This window comes from Devosia albogilva (genome assembly GCF_042685625.1).
GTDB lineage: Bacteria > Pseudomonadota > Alphaproteobacteria > Rhizobiales > Devosiaceae > Devosia > Devosia albogilva.
This window is the reverse complement of sequence record NZ_JBHUNP010000001.1, coordinates 2,184,082-2,205,443: the sequence shown is the minus strand read 5'-3', so window position 1 is coordinate 2,205,443 and position 21,362 is coordinate 2,184,082. Positions and strand designations below refer to the sequence as shown.

General features: G+C 63.6%; 20 protein-coding genes. 12 read left to right on the top strand and 8 right to left on the bottom strand.

All coding sequences use genetic code 11. The features are described from left to right. The first annotated feature begins 175 nt into the window (after nucleotides 1-175). A complete protein-coding gene (gene arfA, locus ACFSX5_RS11155; RefSeq protein ID WP_386833501.1) occupies nucleotides 176-1,696 on the top strand; it encodes an arabinosylfuranosidase ArfA in 1,521 nt (506 codons plus the stop codon). 27 nt (nucleotides 1,697-1,723) lie between these two features. Here arfA and ACFSX5_RS11150 read toward each other — a convergent pair whose 3' ends face one another. The 5 genes from ACFSX5_RS11150 to ytfQ all read right to left on the bottom strand — a co-directional run bounded on the left by ACFSX5_RS11150 (nucleotide 1,724) and on the right by ytfQ (nucleotide 7,091). Continuing rightward, nucleotides 1,724-2,458, bottom strand: a complete 735-nt coding sequence (locus ACFSX5_RS11150; protein WP_386833500.1) for a FadR/GntR family transcriptional regulator — start codon at nucleotides 2,456-2,458, stop codon at nucleotides 1,724-1,726. 1 nt (nucleotide 2,459) lies between these two features. Beyond that, a complete protein-coding gene (gene yjfF / locus ACFSX5_RS11145; protein WP_386833499.1) occupies nucleotides 2,460-3,437 on the bottom strand; it encodes a galactofuranose ABC transporter, permease protein YjfF in 978 nt (325 codons plus the stop codon). Further along, the gene (locus tag ACFSX5_RS11140) at nucleotides 3,434-4,438 is read right to left on the bottom strand and encodes an ABC transporter permease (protein ID WP_386833498.1); all 1,005 of its coding nucleotides are present in this window, start codon (nucleotides 4,436-4,438) and stop codon (nucleotides 3,434-3,436) included. The genes yjfF and ACFSX5_RS11140 overlap by 4 nt, the downstream gene beginning before the upstream one ends. Beyond that, on the bottom strand, nucleotides 4,435-5,955 hold the full coding sequence (locus ACFSX5_RS11135) for a sugar ABC transporter ATP-binding protein (protein ID WP_386833496.1): 1,521 nt from the start codon (nucleotides 5,953-5,955) through the stop codon (nucleotides 4,435-4,437). The genes ACFSX5_RS11140 and ACFSX5_RS11135 overlap by 4 nt, the downstream gene beginning before the upstream one ends. Before the next feature lie 164 nt (nucleotides 5,956-6,119). After that, nucleotides 6,120-7,091, bottom strand: a complete 972-nt coding sequence (ytfQ, locus tag ACFSX5_RS11130; RefSeq protein WP_386833495.1) for a galactofuranose ABC transporter, galactofuranose-binding protein YtfQ — start codon at nucleotides 7,089-7,091, stop codon at nucleotides 6,120-6,122. A gap of 249 nt (nucleotides 7,092-7,340) precedes the next feature. On the opposite strand from ytfQ, the gene ACFSX5_RS11125 reads away from it, so the two are divergent. From ACFSX5_RS11125 to ACFSX5_RS11105, 5 genes are all read left to right on the top strand, one after another. Continuing rightward, nucleotides 7,341-8,552 (top strand): NAD-dependent epimerase/dehydratase family protein, encoded by a 1,212-nt coding sequence (locus tag ACFSX5_RS11125; protein ID WP_386833494.1) that lies wholly within the window; start codon nucleotides 7,341-7,343, stop codon nucleotides 8,550-8,552. Next, nucleotides 8,552-10,252 (top strand): hypothetical protein, encoded by a 1,701-nt coding sequence (locus tag ACFSX5_RS11120; RefSeq protein ID WP_386833493.1) that lies wholly within the window; start codon nucleotides 8,552-8,554, stop codon nucleotides 10,250-10,252. The genes ACFSX5_RS11125 and ACFSX5_RS11120 overlap by 1 nt, the downstream gene beginning before the upstream one ends. Then, nucleotides 10,227-12,044 (top strand): glycosyltransferase, encoded by a 1,818-nt coding sequence (locus tag ACFSX5_RS11115; protein ID WP_386833492.1) that lies wholly within the window; start codon nucleotides 10,227-10,229, stop codon nucleotides 12,042-12,044. Before ACFSX5_RS11120 ends, ACFSX5_RS11115 begins: the two co-directional genes overlap by 26 nt. 81 nt (nucleotides 12,045-12,125) lie before the next feature. Beyond that, nucleotides 12,126-12,341 (top strand): hypothetical protein, encoded by a 216-nt coding sequence (locus ACFSX5_RS11110; RefSeq protein WP_386833491.1) that lies wholly within the window; start codon nucleotides 12,126-12,128, stop codon nucleotides 12,339-12,341. Between the two features lie 198 nt (nucleotides 12,342-12,539). Next, nucleotides 12,540-13,406, top strand: a complete 867-nt coding sequence (locus ACFSX5_RS11105) for a DUF6544 family protein (RefSeq protein WP_386833490.1) — start codon at nucleotides 12,540-12,542, stop codon at nucleotides 13,404-13,406. Between the two features lie 133 nt (nucleotides 13,407-13,539). On the opposite strand, the gene ACFSX5_RS11100 is transcribed toward ACFSX5_RS11105, so the two are convergent. The 3 genes from ACFSX5_RS11100 to ACFSX5_RS11090 all read right to left on the bottom strand — a co-directional run bounded on the left by ACFSX5_RS11100 (nucleotide 13,540) and on the right by ACFSX5_RS11090 (nucleotide 15,552). After that, the gene (locus ACFSX5_RS11100) at nucleotides 13,540-14,100 is read right to left on the bottom strand and encodes a hypothetical protein (RefSeq protein WP_386833489.1); all 561 of its coding nucleotides are present in this window, start codon (nucleotides 14,098-14,100) and stop codon (nucleotides 13,540-13,542) included. Between the two features lie 14 nt (nucleotides 14,101-14,114). Next, nucleotides 14,115-14,666: a DUF998 domain-containing protein gene (locus ACFSX5_RS11095; RefSeq protein WP_386833487.1), complete on the bottom strand. Its 552-nt coding sequence runs from the start codon at nucleotides 14,664-14,666 to the stop codon at nucleotides 14,115-14,117. 196 nt (nucleotides 14,667-14,862) lie between these two features. Continuing rightward, entirely contained in the window at nucleotides 14,863-15,552 is a 690-nt protein-coding gene (locus ACFSX5_RS11090) for a polyheme membrane-associated cytochrome C (protein ID WP_386833486.1), read from the bottom strand. 509 nt (nucleotides 15,553-16,061) lie between these two features. Here ACFSX5_RS11090 and ACFSX5_RS11085 point away from each other — a divergent pair. From ACFSX5_RS11085 to nqrF, 6 genes are read left to right on the top strand one after another with little or no spacing between them, the layout of a single operon-like run. After that, on the top strand, nucleotides 16,062-17,324 hold the full coding sequence (locus tag ACFSX5_RS11085; protein WP_386833485.1) for a Na(+)-translocating NADH-quinone reductase subunit A: 1,263 nt from the start codon (nucleotides 16,062-16,064) through the stop codon (nucleotides 17,322-17,324). Then, on the top strand, nucleotides 17,321-18,085 hold the full coding sequence (locus ACFSX5_RS11080) for an RnfABCDGE type electron transport complex subunit D (protein ID WP_386833484.1): 765 nt from the start codon (nucleotides 17,321-17,323) through the stop codon (nucleotides 18,083-18,085). The genes ACFSX5_RS11085 and ACFSX5_RS11080 overlap by 4 nt, the downstream gene beginning before the upstream one ends. Further along, on the top strand, nucleotides 18,078-18,881 hold the full coding sequence (gene nqrC, locus ACFSX5_RS11075) for an NADH:ubiquinone reductase (Na(+)-transporting) subunit C (RefSeq protein WP_386833483.1): 804 nt from the start codon (nucleotides 18,078-18,080) through the stop codon (nucleotides 18,879-18,881). Before ACFSX5_RS11080 ends, nqrC begins: the two co-directional genes overlap by 8 nt. Further along, nucleotides 18,881-19,534 carry an NADH:ubiquinone reductase (Na(+)-transporting) subunit D gene (locus ACFSX5_RS11070; RefSeq protein WP_386833482.1) on the top strand — a complete coding sequence of 218 codons (654 nt, stop codon included), beginning with the start codon at nucleotides 18,881-18,883 and terminating at the stop codon, nucleotides 19,532-19,534. The genes nqrC and ACFSX5_RS11070 overlap by 1 nt, the downstream gene beginning before the upstream one ends. Continuing rightward, nucleotides 19,531-20,142 (top strand): NADH:ubiquinone reductase (Na(+)-transporting) subunit E, encoded by a 612-nt coding sequence (nqrE, locus tag ACFSX5_RS11065; RefSeq protein WP_386833481.1) that lies wholly within the window; start codon nucleotides 19,531-19,533, stop codon nucleotides 20,140-20,142. The genes ACFSX5_RS11070 and nqrE overlap by 4 nt, the downstream gene beginning before the upstream one ends. Next, nucleotides 20,139-21,359: an NADH:ubiquinone reductase (Na(+)-transporting) subunit F gene (gene nqrF / locus ACFSX5_RS11060; protein WP_386833479.1), complete on the top strand. Its 1,221-nt coding sequence runs from the start codon at nucleotides 20,139-20,141 to the stop codon at nucleotides 21,357-21,359. Before nqrE ends, nqrF begins: the two co-directional genes overlap by 4 nt. Nucleotides 21,360-21,362 lie beyond the last annotated feature (3 nt).

The following is a 21,362-nucleotide window of genomic DNA, read 5'->3' as shown; positions in this document are numbered from 1 at the left end:
CGTCCAACAGCGATATCGCCATCGCTTTGTATCAGGTTCGGCGATAGTCTCAACAGAACTGCCCCATTTTGCTGTCTCGACATCGCAACATACCCAGTTGACGACACGGGCGGCAGCCTCTTAGTAACAGTAAGCCTGATACGTATCAGAAAACTGGGTTTAGGGGGGAGCAGCCGTGCGTGCGAGTGTCATCGCTCACCGCGACTATGTGATCGCGGACATCGACAACAGGATCTACGGGGCTTTCCTCGAACATCTGGGCCGGGCGATCTATACCGGCATCTACGAACCCGACCATCCTACCGCCGACAAGAACGGCATGCGCGGCGATGTTGCCCAACTGGTGCGGGACCTCAACGTGCCGATGGTGCGCTACCCGGGGGGCAATTTCGTCTCCGCCTATAACTGGGAAGACGGTATCGGGCCCAAGGAGCAGCGCCCGACGCGGCTCGACCTTGCCTGGCATACGTCCGAGAGCAATCAGGTCGGCATCCACGAGTTTGCCGACTGGTGCGACACCGTCGGCACCGACATGATGCTTGCGGTCAACCTCGGCTCGCGCGGGCTCGAGGAAGCCCGGAACTTCGTCGAATACGTCAACGGCCCGACCGGCAGCTATTGGGGCGACCTGCGCAAGAAGAACGGCCGTGCCGATCCGTGGGACGTCAAGCTCTGGTGCCTCGGCAACGAGATGGATGGCCCCTGGCAGATCGGCCACAAGACGGCTGAGGAATATGGCCGGCTGGCCGGCGAGACGGCGAAGGCACTGAGGGCGTTCGACAAGTCCCTGGAACTGATCGTGTGCGGCTCCTCGCACTCCAACATGCCCACCTACCCCGAATGGGAGCGGGTGGTGCTGGAGCACACCTATGAGTCGGTGGATCACATCTCGCTCCACATGTACTCGTCCAACCACGACAAGCACACGCCGAACTACCTGGCGCACAACGTCAAGCTCGAGACCTATATCTCGACCGTGGCCTCAACAATCGACTATGTGAAGGCCAAGACCCGCAGCAAGCGCAAGGTGACCATCTCGTTCGACGAGTGGAACGTGTGGTACCACTCGCACAAGCAGGACCGCGCTATTCTCGACGGCAAGCATGGCTGGCCCCATGCCCCTGCCCTGCTCGAAGACATCTACAATTTCGAGGACGTGCTGCAGGTCGCCTGCTGCCTCAACACCTTCATCCGCAAGTCGGACGTAGTGAAGCTGGCCTGCATCGCCCAGTTGGTGAATGTGATCGCGCCGATCATGACCGAGCCCGGCGGCGCGGCCTGGAAGCAGACCACCTATTACCCGTTCTACTTCGCCTCCCTGTTCGGCCGCGGCCGGGCGCTGAACCTGTTGGTCAGCAGCCCCGTCTATGAGAGCAGCCTTGCCGGCGAAGTGCCCTATCTCGACGTCTCCGGGGTGGAGAATGAAGCAGAGGGCACGCTCACCTTCTTCCTGGTCAACCGCAGCGGTGACGAACAGCTCGAGGTCGACCTGTCCCTGCAGGGCTATGCCGATGCGGGTGTCGTCGACCACCAGATCATGGTGCATGAGGACCTGAATGCGGTGAACTCGGCTGCCAACCCGGACAATGTGCGGCCGCAGCAGGGCAGCGGCGCCAAGGCGGAAGGTGGTTCACTGACCGTCAGCCTGCCCCCGCACTCATACCAGATGGTCCGCCTCAGCGTCGCCAAAGGCTGAGGCTGACGCCCAACTCGTGCGGGCCGCTCACGAGCGGCTCGCAATCCGCTCCTGATCGGCCGCCGAGGCCCTTCCGAGCGCCAGAGCGGCCGCTTCTGTGTCCCCCTTCTCGACGGCATCGACCAGTTCTTCCAGGATGGCCACGCGAGCCTTGCGATAGCGGGCACCCTCCTCGCCGTTCCGGGTCAAGGCAAGGGCCAGGGTCAGCTCGACCACGCCGACGACCGAGCGCACCAGCTCGTTGTGCGAGGCGTCGGCGATGATCGCGTGCACTTCAAGACAGGCAAGGCCGAACTGCTCGATGTTCTCATCGGCGCTGGCTGTCTGGTGCGCCCAGTATTTGAGGAGGCGCACCTGTTCGGCGGTGCGGAGCCGTGCAGCGTGTCGCACCCCGAGATCCTCGAGGGCCGCGCGCACCTCGAACAGGCTGGCGTGGAACTTCGGATCGGGCGGCGCCTCGAAGTGCCAGGCAAGCACCTGCGGGTCGAAATAGTTCCAGCGGCTCCGCGGCGAGACTCGGGTGCCGACCTTGGGCCGGGCTTCCACCAGCCCCTTTGCCTCGAGCGTTTTCAGGGCCTCGCGCAGCACGGTACGGGAGACCCCGTAGGTCTCCATCATCACCGTATCGCTGGCAAGCACCGAACCCACGGGGAACCGGCCGGCGACAATGGCACTGCCGATCTCGTTGATGACATAGGTGTGGTAGTTGCGCGCAGCGGTCCGCCCGGAAAGGGAGCGGATAAGGCTGCCGGCTTCGATCATCTCATCCCTTCTCGGGCGCCCTGTCTCCCGATGACGAGGCCGCGAAGATCAGCCGTTGCAGGACGATGAACAGGAACAAGAGGACGCCGATGACGATTTTGGTCCACCAGCTCGACAGCGTGCCGTCGAAGATGATGTAGGTCTGCACCAGGCCCAGCAGCATGACACCGACAAAGGTGCCCAGCACGAAGCCATAACCGCCCGTCAACAACGTGCCGCCGATGACCACCGCACTGATGGCGTCGAGTTCGACACCGACAGCGGCCAACGGATAGCCGGCGGAGGTGTAGAGTGAGAACACGATTCCCGCCACGGTCGCGAGCAGACTCGACAGCATGTAGATGGCGACGGTGGTCCGCGCCACCGGCACGCCCATCAGTGAAGCCGAGACCGGGTTGCCTCCGAGGGCGTAGACATAGGAGCCGAACTTGGTGCGATGCGCCACAAGCGCGCCGATGATGAATACCGCGATCATCAATAAGCCGATGAAGCTCAGCCTGCCGCCACCGGGCAAACGGATGATCAGGTCAGAAATCCAGCCGTAGAACTCGTGATTGATCGGGATCGAGTCCTGGGTGATGACGGACGCGCCGCCGCGGGCAAGGAACATGCCTGCCAAGGTGACAATGAAGGACGGCACCTGCAGGAAGTGGATGGCAAGCCCCATCGCGCCACCGAAGGCTGCGCCGACAACCAGCGCCACGGCAAAGGCAGCGAGAGGGTGAAAGCCGGCCCAACTGATCAGCACCGCCACGAGGACGCCGGTAAAGCCGATCACCGCCCCGACCGACAGGTCGATCCCGCCCGAGAGGATAACGAAGGTCATGCCGACCGCGGCAATGCCGAGAAAGGCATTGTCGGTAAGGAAATTGCCGAGCACCCGCGTCGAGAACATGCTGGGAAACTGCAGCACCGACAGCGCATAGGCGATGGCGAAGATGACCGCCGTGGCGAAGAGGGGACGAAGGCTACGGCTCACTTGGGCACCGCCTGTTTGACCGGGCGTAGCCGAACCGGCGCCAGCCTGGAAGCAAGGGGAGACTGGATCAGCAGGATCAGGAAGATCATGCCGGCCTTGACGATGAGGTTGAATTCGGGCCGGAAGCCCGACACCAGGATGCCAGTGTTCATGGCCTGGATGATGAAGGCGCCGACAACCGCCAGCGGCACGGAGAAGCGCCCGCCGAGCAGCGAGGTGCCGCCGATCACCACCGCAAGGATGGCGTCGAGTTCGAGCCAGAGCCCGGCATTGTTGGCATCGGCGCCGCGGATGTCGCCGGCAACGATAATGCCCGCCACCGCTGCACAGAGGCCCGAGAGGCCGTAGACCATCATCAGCAGCATACGGCTGCGGATGCCCGAGAGGCTGGCGGCAGCGCGGTTGATGCCGACGGCCTCGACAAACAGTCCGACCGCGGTGCGGCGATAGAGCAGCGTCACCAGCACCATCAGCACCAGCGCGATCACTGCAGCCATCGGCAGGCCCAGGAACGAACCCGTGCCGATGAAGATCAGGACGGGATCATTGAAGGTGACGATGAAGCCTTCGGTGATGAGCTGGGCGATGCCGCGGCCGGCCACCATCAGCACCAAGGTGGCAACGATCGGCTGGATATCGAGCACGGCAACGAGGAAGCCGTTCCACAGGCCGCAGATCAGGCCGACCGACAGGGCCGCGGCAACAGCGATCGGCGCGGGGTAGCCGGCGACCACCAGCGTGGCCGCAACTGCGCCGGCCACGGCCATCACCGCGCCGACCGACAGGTCCACGCCCTTGGTTGCGATGACGCCGGCCATGCCGATGGCGAGGATTGCGACCGGCGCGCCGCGGTTCAGCACGTCGATCAGCGAGCCGAACAGGCGCCCGTCCTGCCAGGTGATGCGGAAAAAGCCGGGGAACAGTGCCCAGTTGATCAGCAGCACGCCGAGAAGCGCCAGCAATTGCGGATTGGCGAGGCCGCGAAGCGTGCGCCGGATCATGCCGGGGCCCCTTCGCGATGATTGGCGATGGCCTGCACGATGACCCCCGGATTGATGTTCTCGCCGCTGAGTTCAGCGACCAGTTCGCGGTCGCGCATCACCACGATGCGCGAGGAATAGGCGACGACCTCGTCGAGCTCGGAGGAGATGACGACCAGCGCCATGCCTTCGTCGCGCAACCGATTGATGGTGCGCACGATCTCGGCATGGGCGCCGACATCGATTCCGCGGGTGGGCTCGTCGAGGATCAGGAAGGCGGGATCGGTGGCGAGCCAGCGCGACAGGATCACCTTCTGCTGGTTGCCGCCCGAAAGGAGCTTCACCGGCATGTCGAGCGAGGCGGCGCGGATATCCATGGCTTCGCCGAACCGGCCGGCGATCTCGAGTTGCTCGTCGCGGTTGAGGCGGCTGAACCAGCCGAGCTTGCCCTGCAGGGCGATGATGATGTTCTCGCGCACCGACAGATCGCCGAAAATGCCCTCGATCTTGCGGTCCTCGGGCAGGAAGCCGAACCCATGGGCGATCGCATCGGTGGGGCGGGCAATGGTGGTGGGCTTTCCCTCGATGGTGACGGTGCCTTCATCCGCTGCATCGGCGCCGAACATGATGCGCGCCATCTCGGTACGACCGGAGCCCAGCAGGCCGGCAACCCCCACCACCTCGCCCTTGTGAATGGTGAGGTTGAACGGATGCACGCTGCGCTTCTTGCCATAGTTCTTGAAGTCGAGCAGCACCTCGCCCAGCGGCCGCGCATCCTCGACGCCGGTGGCGCCGGAGAAGGCGATGTCCTTGCCCAGCATCAGCCGGACCACGTCGGTGCGGGTGAGATCGTCGAGCGCCCGGGTCTCGATCAGCTTGCCGTTGCGCAGGATCGTCACGCGATCGGCAATGGCAAAGACCTGGTCGAGGAAATGGGTGATGAAGACGATGGCGAGGCCCTGCTGCTTGAGATCGCGGACGATCTCGAACAGCCGTTCCACCTCGTTGCGGTCGAGGCTGGCGGTAGGCTCGTCGAGGATCAGCACCTTGCCGGAGAGTTCCACGGCGCGGGCGATGGCGACGATCTGCTGGACGGCGACGGAATGGGCGCCGAGTTCACTCGCCGGATCGATATCGAGGCCGTAGCGCTGCAGCACGGCGCGGGAGTCGCGCTCCATGCGGCGGCGGTCGACGAGCCCGAAGCGGGTCGGCTGATGGCCAAGAAACAGGTTCTCGGCGACGGAGCGGTTGGGCAGGAGGTTGACCTCCTGATACACCGTGCCGATGCCGTATTTCTGCGCGTGCTGCGGGTTGTCCAGCGTGACCGGAGTGCCGTCGACCAGCACCTGCCCGGTGGTGGGCTGGTAGGCACCCGTCAGAATCTTGATGAGGGTGGACTTGCCGGCGCCGTTCTCGCCCAGGAGCGCATGCACCTCGCCGGCGCGCAGGCCGAAGTCGATAGTGTCGAGCGCGATGTGGTTGCCGAAGATCTTGACGATCTTGCGCGCCTCGAGCGCGTACGACCCTGCGTCTGCCACGATGTTCTCCCCCAAGACGTCACGATAGCAGAGCTGCCGGACCTTTGCTTCCCTCCCCCTTGAGGGGAGGGATCGAGGGAGGGGGTCGCTCCGCGGTCCGCCGAACCACCCCCTCCCCAGCCCTCCCCTCAATGGGGAGGGAGGTCTCTTGCTGGCGTCGTGCTCTAGTAACCGAGATCCTTGCGGCGCTCGTATTCGCCCTCGGGATCGTCCTCGGCGGTGTAGAGCTTGGACTCGGTGATGATGAACTTCTCGGGTTCGGTGCCGTCGGCCCAATAGGCAGCGAGGGCGTCGAAGGCGGGGCCGGCCATGTTCGGGGTCAGCTCGACCGTGGCGTTGGCTTCACCAGCAGCGATCGCGGTGAAGATGTCCGGCACGGCGTCGATGGAAACCACCTTGATGTCGGTGCCGGGCTTGAGGCCGGCATCCTTGATCGCTTGGATGGCGCCCACGGCCATGTCGTCATTGTGCGCATAGACGGCGCAGATGTCCTCACCACCATTGGTGGACTTGAGGAACGCCTCCATCACTTCCTTGCCCTTGGAGCGGGTGAAGTCGCCGGTCTGGCTCTGCGTGATGGTGATGTTGTCATGGCCGGCAATGGCTTCCTCGAAGCCCTGCTTGCGGTTGATAGCCGGGCTGGAGCCCACCGTGCCCTGCAGTTCGACGACATTGCACTCCTCGTCGCCCACCGCTTCCACCAGCCACTCGCCGGCGACGCGGCCCTCGAGCACCTGATCGGACATGACGGCGGTGAGATAGAGGTCTTCCGGCGCTTCGATGCCGCGGTCGAGCAGCACGACCGGGATTTCGGCTTCCTGAGCCTCGGCGAGCACGTCTTCCCAGCCGGTCGCCACGACCGGGGCGAGCAGGATGGCGTCCACACCCTGTGCGATGAAGCCGCGGATGGCCTTGATCTGGTTTTCCTGCTTCTGCTGAGCGTCGGCGAACTTGAGGTCGACGCCACGCGCTTCGGCTTCCTGACGGGTCACGGAGGTCTCGGCGGCGCGCCAGCCGGATTCCGAACCGATCTGCGAGAAGCCGATGACCTTGCCGGAAATATCCTGCGCCAGGACAGCCGACGACAAAGCAGTAGCGAGGCCCGCCGCGACGGCGAGCTTGGTGATGATGTTCACGATGATCCTCCCTTTGGGCCGCCGGGCGTTTTCGCTTCCGGCAACACAGGGACGGTACAAAAAGTACTATTATATGTAAAGCCCATCCTTACCTGGCGCCCGACGGCTTCGCGCAGAGGTCAAAAACGGCGGAAAGCCTGCTGTTTCAACCGAATAGAGGATACCAGGAACCATCTTGCTCCTGCATAGGGGCGCGAACCATTTCGCTTCCCGGTCGTCTACCTCCACAGGCAGTATACGGAGGCGGCGATGCGGATCATGGTTCTTGGCGGAGATGGTTTCTGCGGATGGCCGACCGCGCTGCGGCTCTCCAGGGACGGCCACGAGGTCACGATCGTCGACAACCTCTCGCATCGGCGTATCGACGGTGAGCTCGGGGTCGAGAGCCTGACGCCCATCGCCGATATCGATGAGCGTCTTGCGGCCTGGCAACGGGTCAGCGGCAGGTCAATTGCGTTCCGCAACGTCGACATCGCCCAGGACTACGATGGGCTGCGCAGCCTGCTGTCGGAGGTGGACCCTGATGCAGTGGTCCACTTCGCCGAGCAGCGCGCCGCGCCCTATTCCATGCGCAACAGCGCCACCAAACGCTACACCATCGACAACAACATCAACGCCACCCACAACCTCCTGGTGGCGCTGGTCGAACTCGACCTCGATGCCCATCTGGTCCATCTCGGGACGATGGGCGTGTATGGCTATTCCGGCGATGGCTTCGAAATCCCGGAAGGCTATCTCGATGTGTCGGTGAGCAATACCGAGGGGCAAGCCGCGACGCGGTGCATCCTCTACCCTACGCAGCCCGGCAGCGTGTACCACCTCAGCAAGTCGCTCGATCAGTTGCTGTTCCAGTTCTATGCCCGGAACGACCGGCTGCGGATCACCGATCTGCACCAGGGGATCGTCTGGGGGACGCAGACCGAGGAGACCCGTCTCGACGACGCGCTGGTCAACCGCTTCGACTATGACGGCGACTACGGCACCGTGCTCAACCGCTTCCTGGTGGAGGCGGTGAATGGCTATCCGCTGACCGTCCATGGCAGCGGCGGGCAAACGCGCGCCTTCATCAATATCCAGGACACCGTCCGCTGCGTCGCCCTGGCGCTGGCACACCCGCCGCCGCGGGGCGAGCGGGTCCGCATCATCAACCAGTTGGCTGAGACGCAGAGCGTCAAAGGCGTGGCGGAGCTGGTGGCAAGCATAACGGGTGCGCAGTTGGCGCATGTTGACAATCCCCGCAAGGAGGCCGAGAGCAACAGCCTCCAGGCATCCAACCAAACCTTCCGCACCCTCGGGCTGGAACCAATCCTGCTGCGGGACGCATTGCTCAACGAAACCCTCGAAGTCGTGGAACGCTTTAAGCACCGCTTCAACCCGGACGTGGTACCCGCGCGCTCGCTGTGGACGCGCGAAAATCGCCCCGGCGTCCTGCCCGACCCGATTGGGGGCGGCGCGAGCTGATGCGCGACCTGCTGCGGCTGTTGGCGATTGCGGTCCTGGTGTTCGCCATTGTCGGCTTCGCCATGATCTATTCGCGCGACAGCGCCTTCCGCTATGGCCTTGCGAGCTTTCTCAGCGGCACTGGCGGAGCCATCAGCCGCGGCTTCTCGGACCTTACCGGCTTGGGACGCGGCAGCGACGAGCCAGCACTGGAGACCGCATCGCTTCGGATCATGCGGCCGAACCAGACGGCCTGGGTGGGGCTGACCGGTTTCCCCGACCAGACGGCGGTGCATTTTTCGGTGCCGCAGCTCGGCGGCTATCAGCAAGGTCTGCTGGACCTGCGCTTCGACGTGCAGTTGGCGGAAGGGGGCGATGGCCTGCTCAGCATCGCCGTCAATGGCGAGCGCCGCAGCGAGATCGTGCTCAACACCGGCCACAATGCCTATGACGTGGAACTCCCCCTCACTCCGGCGGACCTGCTCGCCGACCGGGTGGTGGTGGAGTTGTCCGCGCGGGGTACCACCAATAGCGGCCAGATCTGCCCCAGTGATTCCGCCAATTCCGGCAGCGCCGTGAGCCTGTTGCCGGAGAGCGCGCTGGTCCTGACCACGCTGCAGGCTGCCGACGACCCGGAAACTGCCCTCATCGCCGCCCCCGATCCGCTTCAGCTCTATCTCGGCGCCGACACGCACAGCCAGGCCGTCACCATGTGGGCTGCCCAGAACCTTACCCGCGCCGGCGTTTCCTCGGTCATCGTGGACGATGCCAGTGGGCCGGGAAGGATCGTGGTGACGGACCAGACCGATGCGCCGGAGGCGGTCGAACTCGACGTCGGCGGCACGATCGTGCTGAACGGCAGCCAGGGGCTGCAGCGGGCAATAGGGTTCCATCGCGCTGACTTCGTGCCGGCGGGAACCGGGGGATGGCCGATTTCGGTAGCGAGGCTGACCACGGAGACCTTGGCGCGCAATTTCCGTGGATCCAGGCGCTGGACCATTCCCTACAACATCGCCGACCTGCCGGGCGGCCTTACTCCGACCCGGTTCGACCTGGCCCTGCGCGCCAGCCGGCTGGCCGACGGGAACGAGTGGATGCTGCGCATCTCGCTCAACGGCAACCTGCTCCGCACCGAGCGGCTACCGGGTGACAACCCGGACATCCGGTTGCCGGTCGAGCTGCCCACCGAATTGCAGCGTCTCTCCAACGCGCTTCTGGTCGAACTCATCGATACCTCGCCGAACCAGAGCATCTGCCGCGCCGCCCCAGACGCGCAGGCCCAACTCCTGCCCGAAAGCCGCCTGAGCGCCTCGGGGGCGCAGCCCGTCGACGGCTGGAGTGCTCTGGTGCGTGAACTGGCCGAGGCGGAGTTCGTGGTACCCGGCAACCACGGCCTGCTCTCCGTCCATCAGGCGACCCGCGTCGCGGCGGCCCTGGCGCAGTTTCTGCCGGTGGATGCCAAGGTGGCCTTCATGGCGGACGGTCCTGCCATGACACTGACGGTGGTGGATCGCGAGCGGATTGCCGAGATCCTGCAATCCAGAGAGCGGGACGCCGAGGACGCGAGGGGGAAGCTGTGGGCGGTAACGGCGGCGCCGAGCGCCACAGCCGACACGCTCGGCCTCACGGACCTCACCAGCGGAGACGCGGCGGCGGCGCTGCTGCAGCAGATGCGCGCAACCAACGTGGCCATCCTTGTCCAAAGCCCGCCCCTCCAGTGAGCCCCGCGCCCCGGCGGGTCACCATTACTGGTCGGTCGACAGCGCGCCGGCCACGCTGACGCGGCAACTGCCGCTTTCCGCAGCGCCACTGGTGTTGCTGCTGTTCACCCTGTTCAGCTCGTGCCTGCTGTTTGCCATCAACACCGTGCCGGCGCTGGTGGCGACGTTTCCGAACCGCGACTTCGTGTTCTCGCCCTATCTGGGCACCCACTCCATCCCGCTGCGCATCTTCATCCTGTCTTTCTACCTCGCGTTCGCCGCGGTGGTGGGCGCCAGTTCGCTGGGCAAGGTGAAGTTCCTCGTCGAGATGACCGCCACCTTCATCACCGTCTGCTGCGCCTTCGACCTACTCAATGTCGTGCTCTACGAGGCCTTCGGGTTCATCTATTCCCTCCATGTGGTCGAGATCCTGTCGGGACTGTTCGGCTTCTTCGTCTTCTCGCTGAAGCTGCTCGACCACGGCACCATGCCGCCTCGGGCCGAGACCCCCATGGGCCAGCGCTACAAGGGCATGGCGTCGTTCCGGCTCGCCATCGCCGTGGCCATTGCCATCGTCCTCTCGGTCCTCGTAGACCAGCAGGACGTCTTCATCATCGAGCGTCTGCGCGAGCTAGCGCTGCTCGGCGGCACCGGCCCCGGCGTCTTCCTGTTCCTGCCCATGCTGTTCCTGCTGCTTTATGTCGACGGCACGGTGCAGGCGATCATCCGGCGCAAGGTGACCTTCACCCCGCCCGTGACCGTGATCGTGCCGGCGCACAACGAGGCGCATGTGATCGATCGCACCATCGCCAGCCTCGATGCTTCGGCCGCCGGTTATGGCGGCGACGTCCTGGTGCTGGTGCTGAACAATGCCTCAACAGACGACACGGCGGGCGCTGCATGGGCGGCGTTCGACAAGGCCCGGCACCTCAGGGGACGCGTCGTCGATGTGCCGACGCCGGGCAAGGCCAAGGCTCTGAACCGCGGCGTGCGGGAAGTCGACACCCCGTACATGATCCGCATCGACGCCGATACGCAGGTGCTGCCCGAAACACTGCGCCGCGCCATGCGCCACTTCTCCCGCCAGCATGTGGGCGTGGTCGGCGGGCTGCCCCTGGCGCCAGGTGATGGCCCTTTCGACCGCGCCCGCACGCTCGAGGTCCTGCTCAAGCACGGCTACTACCAGGTGGCCTACGGCGCCACCGATGCGATCGTCGGCGTCCCGGGCATGTTCGCCGCCTATCGCACGCATCTGGTGCGCGCCGTCGGCGGGTTCGTCACCGGCATGAACGGCGAAGACACGGACGTGTCTCTGCGCATCGGCGAGATGGGCTACCGCATCGTTGGCGACCCGTCGGTGGTCTATATCTCGGAAGTGCCGGTGACATACCGGCATCTGCGCGAGCAGCGCATGCGCTGGTTCCGCTCGATCTACCATGTGAGCGCCCGCAACCGGAATTATCTCGACAGCTGGCGCTTTTCCATGCGCGGCAAAGTCATCCTGCCGTTCATGCTCCTGAACTCCGCCCGACGGGCGATGATGGTGCCGCTGGCGCTGTTCGGGGTGCTTCATCTCGGGTTCGGGCTCGACCCGGAGAGCCAACTCACGGCGAGCGCCGTGCTGGCCGTGCTCTTGGGGGCGCCGACCCTGATGGCAGCCTTTGCGGCCCTCGCCAATGGCCGACCCAAGGCCTTGCTGGGGTTACCGGAATACACGCTGTTCCGGATCGCCCGCTCCTACCTCACCCTTGAATCGGTGCTCAGCATCGCCTTCGCCAAGCCGCCTAAACTCGGTAAAATTGCAACCCGATAGCTCATCCCCTGTTCTTGTTGGCAAGCGACTATCCGCCAACAGGCACCGGCGCCCTCCGCCATGCCGAGGGGTTCGAGCCAAATGCGCTATCCGTTGCTTGCCTTCCTGTTCGTCTTCGTGCTCGGGCCGTACACGGCGCACGCCCTGCTGACGGGCGCCGCGCGGATCCAGCCGAGGGACGCGACAGTGCCTGCGATCCAGCGTTCAGCGAAAATCTCCGACCGCAGCCATTTCGGCGGCGGCGTCCTCATCTCCATGCGCCAGAGCGGCGCACACCGACTGATCGCACTGAACTAGCATCGGCTTGGAGGAAATGGCGGAGGGGATGGGTCTGATACCCAACCTTCTCTGAGATACAGTGGCAGTATTGCCAAGGGCGTGGCGCTGAACCCCTGCTTGTGCAAGCAGTGGCGGTCCACGCGTTAACGGCACACGACCTGAGCTCAGGGAGCGAAACGGTTTTCGACACCTGCAGCGACAGGTATAGTCTTGCAAATGAAGATGCTCTTCCTGGCAACGCTGATCATAGTTGGGTGCATTGTCGCAGGGCTATTCCTTTGGCGCTGGTCGGACCATCAAGCCGACCGTCGGATTGGAGCATCGCTGGCTGCGACTCAACCGGAAAATCCAGCGCAGTTCGATCCGGAGATGGTCGCGGACCTGCCTGAACCCGCACGGCGGTACTTCTCGTTCACCATCAGGCCGGGCACGCCGCTCTACACGGTGGCGGAGATCGAAATGGTCGGCCAGTTCAGTCTCGGGACCAAGGAGTCGCCGGACTACATGGCCATGCGGGCTCATCAAGTTCTAGCCGCGCCCGAGGGCTTCGTTTGGCGCATGTCTGCCAGGAACGGGCCAATGAGTGTTTCCGGCTCTGATGCCGCAGCGGACGGGATGAGTTGGACGCGTTTCTGGCTCATGGGACTGGTCCCGGTGGCCCGCATCAGCGGGACGGATGACCACCGGCGATCAGCGTTTGGCCGCTACGTGGCCGAGGCAGTTTTCTGGACTCCCGCCGCCCTGTTGCCCGGACCTGGGGTGGTCTGGGAGCAAGTCAACGAAACGACCGCCCGTGTCACCGTCACTCATGAAGGGATTCAGCAGTCAGTCGACGTGACGGTGGACGCCGAGGGCCGTCCCCTTACGGTCGTCTTTCCGCGTTGGAGCGATGCCAATCCTGAGAAGACTTTCAAGCTCCAGCCGTTCGGCGGCAGTCTAACACAGTTTAGGGACTTCGACGGCTTTCGTCTGCCGACGCATGTCGAGGCAGGCAATCAGTTTGGCACCGATGCGTACTTCCCGTTCTTCATTGCGGATATTACCGGCATCACGTTTCCCTCCCAGTTGGCTTCGGGACGATGACGGTGCTTCCCGCTGGGCATGACCATCGACGGTCGTTTGCTCGTTCGAAATGAAAGGGCTGAGCACGGCGACGCTAAGATACGAACTCTCCGGCAGGGCAAACGATCTAGAGTACTGGGTTCGGTCGGCCATTTTACCTGTTCCTGCGCGCGCTCTCCGACCTTCCTTCTCCTCTACCCGCGGAGCTGCCCAGTTCTCTCAGGAGTCTTCCCGCCCGGCTGCGCTCTGCCGCGCTCCCATGCGCTAAGAAGCGCTCCAGGATCGGCCCGAGTTTTCGTTGAAGAGGCGGGTCTTCGCGGGCAAATTCGAACAGCGATGTCATGCTTGAAGTCGTGACGATGCGGCTCCTGTCCCTGAGATATTCCAGCAAAATCGTAATCGCGACATCTCGCTGGGAAGCATCAAGGCCGATGCGCGGCAGCATTTGAGCTATGTGCCAGCGCAGTTCCTGCTGGACGCTGGTTCGCGCCAACCGGAGAAGCCGCGACCGGAGTGGAACGAACCAATCAGGTCTGCTGATCGAAATCTTCTCAGCAGCATCGGCGCAGCGCATCCGGAGCACCTCGTCCTCGCCCTCCATTCCATCGAGGAGAACCGGGAGCTGCTCCGGGTGGGCGAGCACAAAGGGTACAACCGCACCGACCCGGCCGATGGATCGCCTGTCGCCACCCGCAAGAACTGACAGGATATCCATGTCCTGCCGGCTCGTCATTGGCGCAAGCTCGATTGCTGCAACCAAAGGTCGAGTGCGGTCAAGAACATCCAAGCCAGGAAAATGCCGATCGTGATCCGCTCGTAAAAGCCCATGGCAGGCCAGCCTTGCGCCGCGGCGATGGCCGCCAGCAGGCCGGAAACGAAAACGGCAGCCAATGCCAAAAGGGTCAGCAGAGACCGGACCTTCCCCTCCGGGCGTCTGCGCCAGCCGAGGCCCAAAAGAAGCATCGCAGCCATGGTGCCGATGGACAGCAATCCTGCCGTCACCAGATGCGCGATTCCGGCAGGTGTTGCGGGTGCACCCACGGCGTCCATCGGGAAGGGCCATGAAATAAGGCCCAGAACGCCTGTCAGTCCCACGACAACGCTGCCCCATCGGAACATGCGGCCCCATCGACGCGTGCGCATGAACAGACCGAGGGCGAACACGACCACCAGCACGTTGTAGATAGCGAAGCCAGGTTCGAGTTGGCTGCGCCGTATGGCACCAGTTGCCGTGAGCTCGCTGATCGCCTGGTTGACGTGGCTGTAGTCTGGAGTGAGCACTCCCCCCCCCCCAAGATCACAACGGCAGAATAAAGCAAAGGCGCGGCCATACCGGCCAGTAGTAAGTGCGATGGAGAGGACGGAATGGCGTGCAATCTCTTCAGTTGTCGATGCCTTCCTTTTGCATGTGCGCGACCCCAGACTCATCCTTCGTCATTCGCAGCCGCTTGCGTGGGTCGCACGATTCCAGACCACCTCATCGAGCCATATCCGACAGGTCGCGCCCCAAGCCTACGGAAAGATCTTCAGCGGAATCAAACAGGAGTTGTAAGGCGTAGTGCGGATTGTGAACGTGGATACCCGCATCCGCGCCGACGAACTTCCAGTTGTACGCAGCCTTCAGGAGCCGAGGGGTCCAGCTCGCGTAGGCGACGGGTGCGCCCTCCCGCTGGTCCGGCAGTCCGTCCGCATTGTGGTCGGAAAAAAAGTAGGGATGGCGATTTCCATCGTAGACGATTGCCGTTCCAGCTACCTCGCGCGCGTACTCGGCCAGCAAAGCGAACAGCCGCTCCCTGTTGGCGACGATGTCAGCGAAGATGCCCTGCTCAAGATTGCCGCTGCCGTCGAAACTCTGGCGAGAAATGCGGATTGCACGTGAATCGCCCGATTCATGGCAGGTGGTGCACGTCTCCTCCGCCACAGTCAGGTTGTGCGGTTCGTGGCACCCCACACAGGTAGAGACCGGGCGGGCGTGGAAGAACCGCTGCTGGTAGTCCTTCCCTGGATACTGGTATCCCAAAGCGCCGGAACCCCCAAGCAGGCTCGCTGCGGCTACCGCGTAATGTGGATTGATGAAGGACAGTTCTGGATTGACCTCGTCCTCGGAGCTTTCCGCCACTGCACGTTCGATCGTTGCGCTCGACGCCCGGCCCTGGTGGCAAGTCATGCATGCCGCTTCAGCACCCACCACGGGATGCTGAGTGCCGGAAGGGAGCCGGATCTCGTTTACGCTCGGAAGGCCTGGATGGTGGCAGGTGTCGCAATCCACCACCCCGCCGACGGGTATAGGACTCTGCGGCGGTCCCGGAGTGCTGCCATCGAACCCGTACAATGAGCGAAACCCCGCTCCAGAGTGACAGGTGGAGCAAACTGGCGGGATTTCGCCAGTATCGTTCCAATGCGCGAAGGACTCGGAATGTATATTCGCGTGCCCAGATCGAGCCCATTGCGTGATCTCTTCAATATTAGGGGTCCGCTCCGGCGTCTGTCCGATTGCCGACGCAACCACGAATAGGGCCGGAATACTGCTCCACAGGAGAATTGATCTGAGTTGCACGGGCGGCCCTCCTCGCACGGGTGGAAGCATCAAAAGTTCTCTGGTAGTCCTTGATTGTCAAGCGGAAGGGCGATTGCCGTCTCAGTCAAGCCACGGAGGGACATGCAATATTGGGACACATGGAACGCGGCCTGTTCGTACGAGTGGCATCGCCCCAACCTCTGCCAGGAACACCTGAAACCGTCATCACGGCCGAAGCGGGAGTGAACCTGCCCCCGTGGATGGAATTCAGGGTGGAGCGCCTGGTCGAGGTCGGCAGCCGTGTTGCCCAAGGCACGCCAATCCTGAGGGATCGCCGGCGTCCCGAGTGCCTCATCACAGCACCCATCTCTGGCCGCCTTTCGGAACTTGAGACTGGTGCGGGGCGCCGGCTGACGAGCCTGATCGTTCAGGCGGAAGGTTCAGGCGAGCGGCACCAATATGATGCCAAGTTGGCACTCGGAGAACTTGAAGGCGGAAACGGATCAACCGCGCTGCGTCAACTGCTTCAGAGTTCTGGTCTCTGGATGCGACTGAGGAGCCGGCCTTTCGGCAAAGTGCCCGAAGCATTAGCGGCTCCTGCCGCGATATTTGTCATGGCGGTCGATACTCGTCCCCTGGCGCCGGACCCGCGGCATGCGATCGGAGAGGATAACATCGCACGACTCAATTTTGGATTACGCGCGCTCTCAAGCCTCTGCGACGGGCCCCTATTCTTCTGCCAGGACCAAGGGCCGGACATCCCTGACGCGCACGGTAGATTGAAGATAGTTCGGACCGGCGAGTTGCACCCTCAGGGTCTGGCGGGGCTCCAGATCCACCGGCTGTTCCCTGCGCGTCTGGCCCGACAGGTCTGGGACATCTCCATAGAGGATGTCGTCGCCATCGGCCAACTGCTGTCCGAGGGCCGGCTGCCGGAAACGCAAGTGGTGTCCGTTGCCGGGCCGGGACTGCGCGAGGCGAGGCTCGTCCGCTGCCCTCCCGGAGCCGATCTGCGCGAGCTCTGCTACGCCTTCATGTCACCCGGTCCGCGCATCATCCTTTCCGGCTCGGTTCTCGATGGGCGCGAGTTGCGCTGGCTCGGTTTCCACGACCGGCAGGTTACGGTGCTCGAGCGTCGCGAGCCAACGCCGCGGCACTGGCTGGAATCGGCCCTTCGCCGGGCATCGCGCCCGGAACCAGTCATTGCCACGGCTGCCGTCGAGCAGGCGTTGGGAGGCGCTATGCCGGGGATGGCCCTTCTGCGAGCGCTCTCCGTCGGGGACGACGAGGCCGCAATCGACCTTGATGTCCTTTCGCTGGTCGAAGAAGACCTGGCGCTCGTTGATTACGTTACCGCGGCATCGCCGCGCTTCTCGGATCTGCTGCGCGCTGCTCTGAACCGCATCGAGGCAAACACATGATCCGTGGCATCTGGACTCGCGAGACCGTTGCCATGGTTTTCCTGGCTGCACTGCTACCAGTTGCGGTGTCATGGATCTGGGACGAAGGGGTCTTGGGCACCGGTCGCCTCGTGTTCGTCCTTATCCTGGCCGGGATATGGCAGGCGCTGTTTACCTTTTTCCGCGCCCAGCCGCCGAGCGCGGCCGGGGCTATATCCGCATTTGCCATCGCCGTTCTGGCACCCGAGGTGGGGCCGCTTCAGTTCGCGATAGGGGTCAGTTTCGGTTTCGTCTTCGGCGAACTGGTCTTTGGCGGCTGGGGGCGGAGTGTCCTCAGCCCAGCGGTTGTGTCCATCATGTTCCTCGGCTTCGGCTTTCCCGCGGCGGATTGGCCTCACCTGCCGGTTCAGATCGGCTGGGCCACAATCCCGGCAGCGGCTATCCTCCTGTTCTTCGGCGTGCTGCCGTGGCGCGTCCTGGCTGGCGCACTTGTGGTGCTCATCGCTGCGGGTGGGTTCAACTTCGACCTGCTGACCAGTGCCGTTGCATTTGTTCTGGTTTTCCTCGTCTGCGATCCGGCGGTCAGCGCGTCGACGCCGCTTGGGCGTTGGCTCTATGGAGCCCTCTTTGGTGCATTGACCGCACTCTTTGCCGCATTTTGGGAGACAGCTCCCGTGCAGATTGCTGTTTCGGCAGCACTCCTGGTTTCGCTCGCAGCACCTCTACTGGATGAAATAGCCATCGCCGTCTGGCAGGCTGTTCGGAGATATCGTCGTGGCTGAGCTCAACCCGATCAAGCTGTGGCGAGGGATCCTGTCGCTGCCCAACGAAAGCCGAACCAAGACCATCGCCGTTGCCTTTACCGTCTCCATCGTGTGCGCTCTGCTGGTCACGGGTGCTACGGTCGTGCTGCGGCCGATCCAGGCGCAGAACCGCGCGCTTGAACAGCAGACTCGACTTGAGGCGCTGCTGGCAGAAATCCCGGGGCTATCGGCGATTTTGGCAACGTCCGATGAGATGAAGTTGTCGACTGTCGTGGTGGATCTACGGCGCGCCGAGGCTGCACAGGATGTTACACCCGAGACGATGGCAAGCGCCCTAACGGACTCCGCCAACTGGACCGAGTTGTCGCCGCAGGAGGACATCGCCAACTTGGGAAGCCGCGCCGACTTCAAGCAGATTTACCTGCTCCGCGGCCCAGAGGATCAAGTGGAGCTGGTAATTCTGCCGATCAGCGGGACAGGTTACGGCGGCCCGATTGAGGCGATGATTGCAGTCGAGGGCGACATGAACACCGTCGCGGGGCTCGCGGTGATGTCGCACAACGAGACTCCGGGGCTGGGTGCGCGGATCGATGAACCCGCCTGGCGGCAGCAGTTTGCAGGCAAGCGCATCGAGGACGACACCGGAACACCTCAGTTAGCCGTTGCGCGCGGCGCAGCGACGACCGAATTCGAGGTCGACGCCATTACCGGCGCGACGCGAACCAACACGGCCATGACGCAAATGCTGGCATTCTGGCTCGGGCCAAACGGGTACGGCCCGCTTCTCGATGCCATACGACGGGGAGAGTTCTGATGCGGCTCTGGGGAACCCTTACCGATCCAATCCTGCGTCAGAATCCTGTCACCTTGCAGATCCTCGGCATCTGCTCGGCGCTTGCGGTGACGACCACGCTTGCTGCAGCGATCACCATGTCAGCGGCACTGACGGCCGTCGTGGTGGCCGCTGCAGGGATCATCAGCCTCATCCGGCGGCATCTGCCTTCCTCCATCCGCCTCATCGTTCAGATAATCATCGTCGCGTCACTCGTCATCGTCGTGGATCAGTTTCTGCAGGCGTTCTTCTTCGAGATGAGCCAACGGCTCTCCGTCTTTGTCAGTCTCATCGCTACCAATTGCGTCGTCCTGGGACGCACCGAGTCCTTCTCGCTCCACAATCCGCCCGTTCCCGCCATGACCGACGCGCTCGGTAACGGCCTCGGCTATTCACTGGTCCTCGTGATCATCGGCAGCGTGCGCGAGCTGTTCGGCCAAGGCACTCTCATGGGCACTGAAGTCTTTCGCACCACCGAACAGGGCGGCTGGTTCGAGCCGCTGAGCCTGATGCTTCTTGCACCGAGTGCGTTCTTCCTGCTCGGCGGCCTGGTCTGGGCAATCCGCAGCTGGCGGGTGGAACAGGTGGAGGTCTCCGAGCACGCGCTGGCCCCTGCCGAGGAGACGCGGGGATGAGCGATCTCGGGGCGCTCTTCATACGCTCGGCGTATATCGAGAACATGCCCCTCACGCTGTTTCTGGGGCTGTGCACCTTTCTGGCGCTGTCGCGCAGACCAGGAACGGCAGTTGGGCTCGGCGTAGCGGTGATTGCGGTCATGGGGGTGACTGTGCCGCTCAATCATCTGCTCTACACGTATCTGCTTGCTCCGGGCGCGTGGGCGTGGGCCGGTTTTCCTGATCTCGACCTGAGCTATCTGCGCCTTCTGACCTTTATTGGGGTGGTCTCGGCGGCAGTGCAGCTGGTCGAAATGGTCCTCGACCGGTCCTTTCCCGCGCTCTTCGCTACCTTCGGCGTCTTTCTCTCCCTGCTCGCGGTCCATTGTGCGATCCTCGGCGGAAGCCTGTTCATGGCCGACCGCAGCTACAATCTCGCCGAGAGCACCGTCTTTGGCATCGGAGCCGGCACCGGATTCGCCGTGGCGGTGATCGTGCTGTCGGCAATCCGGCGGCGGCTGGCTTATGCGGATCTGCCGGCGGGACTTCAGGGACTAGGCATTGCCTTCATCCTGACGGGCATGATGTCCCTCGGTTTCGCCACCTTTGCCCAGGTGGCAGTACCATGATCGAGATCACTCTAGGCAGCGCACTGATCGTCCTCCTCATTTTAGGACTTGCCCTGGGCCTTCTCGCAGCGCGGTCGCGACTGGTGCCAGACATCGCTCTGAAGGTGATCGTGAATGGGGGGCAGGCAATCACAGCCAAGCGGGGCGCGAAGCTCCTCGAGGTCCTCCACGGCGCCGACATCCCCATTCCCGCAGCCTGCGGCGGCAGCGGAACCTGCGGGCAATGCCGCGTCACCGTCACCGGTGACGGCGCAGGCGAGTTGCGATCGACCGAGCGCGGTCTACTATCAGCGAAGGAGCGTCGCGAGAAGGTGCGGCTGGCGTGTCAGCTCAACCTGCGCGGCACGGTGGATGTTTCCGTGCCACCTGAGGTCATGTCGGCGGAGGGCTTCACATGCCGGGTCATCAGCAACCGCATGCTCGCTCCACTGATCCGCGAGTTGGTGCTGGAAATCCCGGAAGGGCGCGACCTGACCTTTCGAGCGGGCGGTTTCATGCTGCTGACCGCGCCCCCCTACGAACGCGACTTCTCGCAGCTCGAGATCAATGCGGAGCACGAGCTGACCTGGCGGATTTCGGGTTGGTCGGGGCTGCGATCAGTTACCACAGAGCGCACGTCACGCGCTTACTCGTTCGCGGGGCGACCGGAGGACCGCGGCCGCCTGGTTCACAATATCCGCCTGGCAGTTCCGCCTGCAGGGCGCGAAGCCGAGATCCCGCCGGGCATCGTCTCATCGTACCTCTTCGGCCTCAAACCAGGCGACAGCATCGACGTGTCCGGCCCCTATGGGGAATTCCACGTCCAGCCGACCCAGCGCGAGATGGTCTTCGTCGGCGGCGGTGTCGGTATGGCACCGCTTCGCGCCATGATCCATGAGCAACTTGCCCGCGGCACAAGCCGCAAGATGTCGTATTTCTACGGCGCCCGGTCGGTCGCCGATCTCTTCTATGTCGAGGAATTCGAGGCACTAGCTGCGCAGCACGAGAACTTCGACTGGACGGTGGCGCTTTCAGACCCCGCGCCGGGTGACCGTTGGCGAGGCGCGACCGGCTTTATTCATGAGGTCCTGCGGAAGGCGATGCGCGACCATCCGGCGCCGGAAGAATGTGAATACTATCTCTGCGGACCACCGGTGATGATCTCTGCCGTGCTCTCCACGCTCGACGATCTGGGCGTGGAGCCGCAATCCATCTTCAACGACGATTTCGGGAGCTGAGGA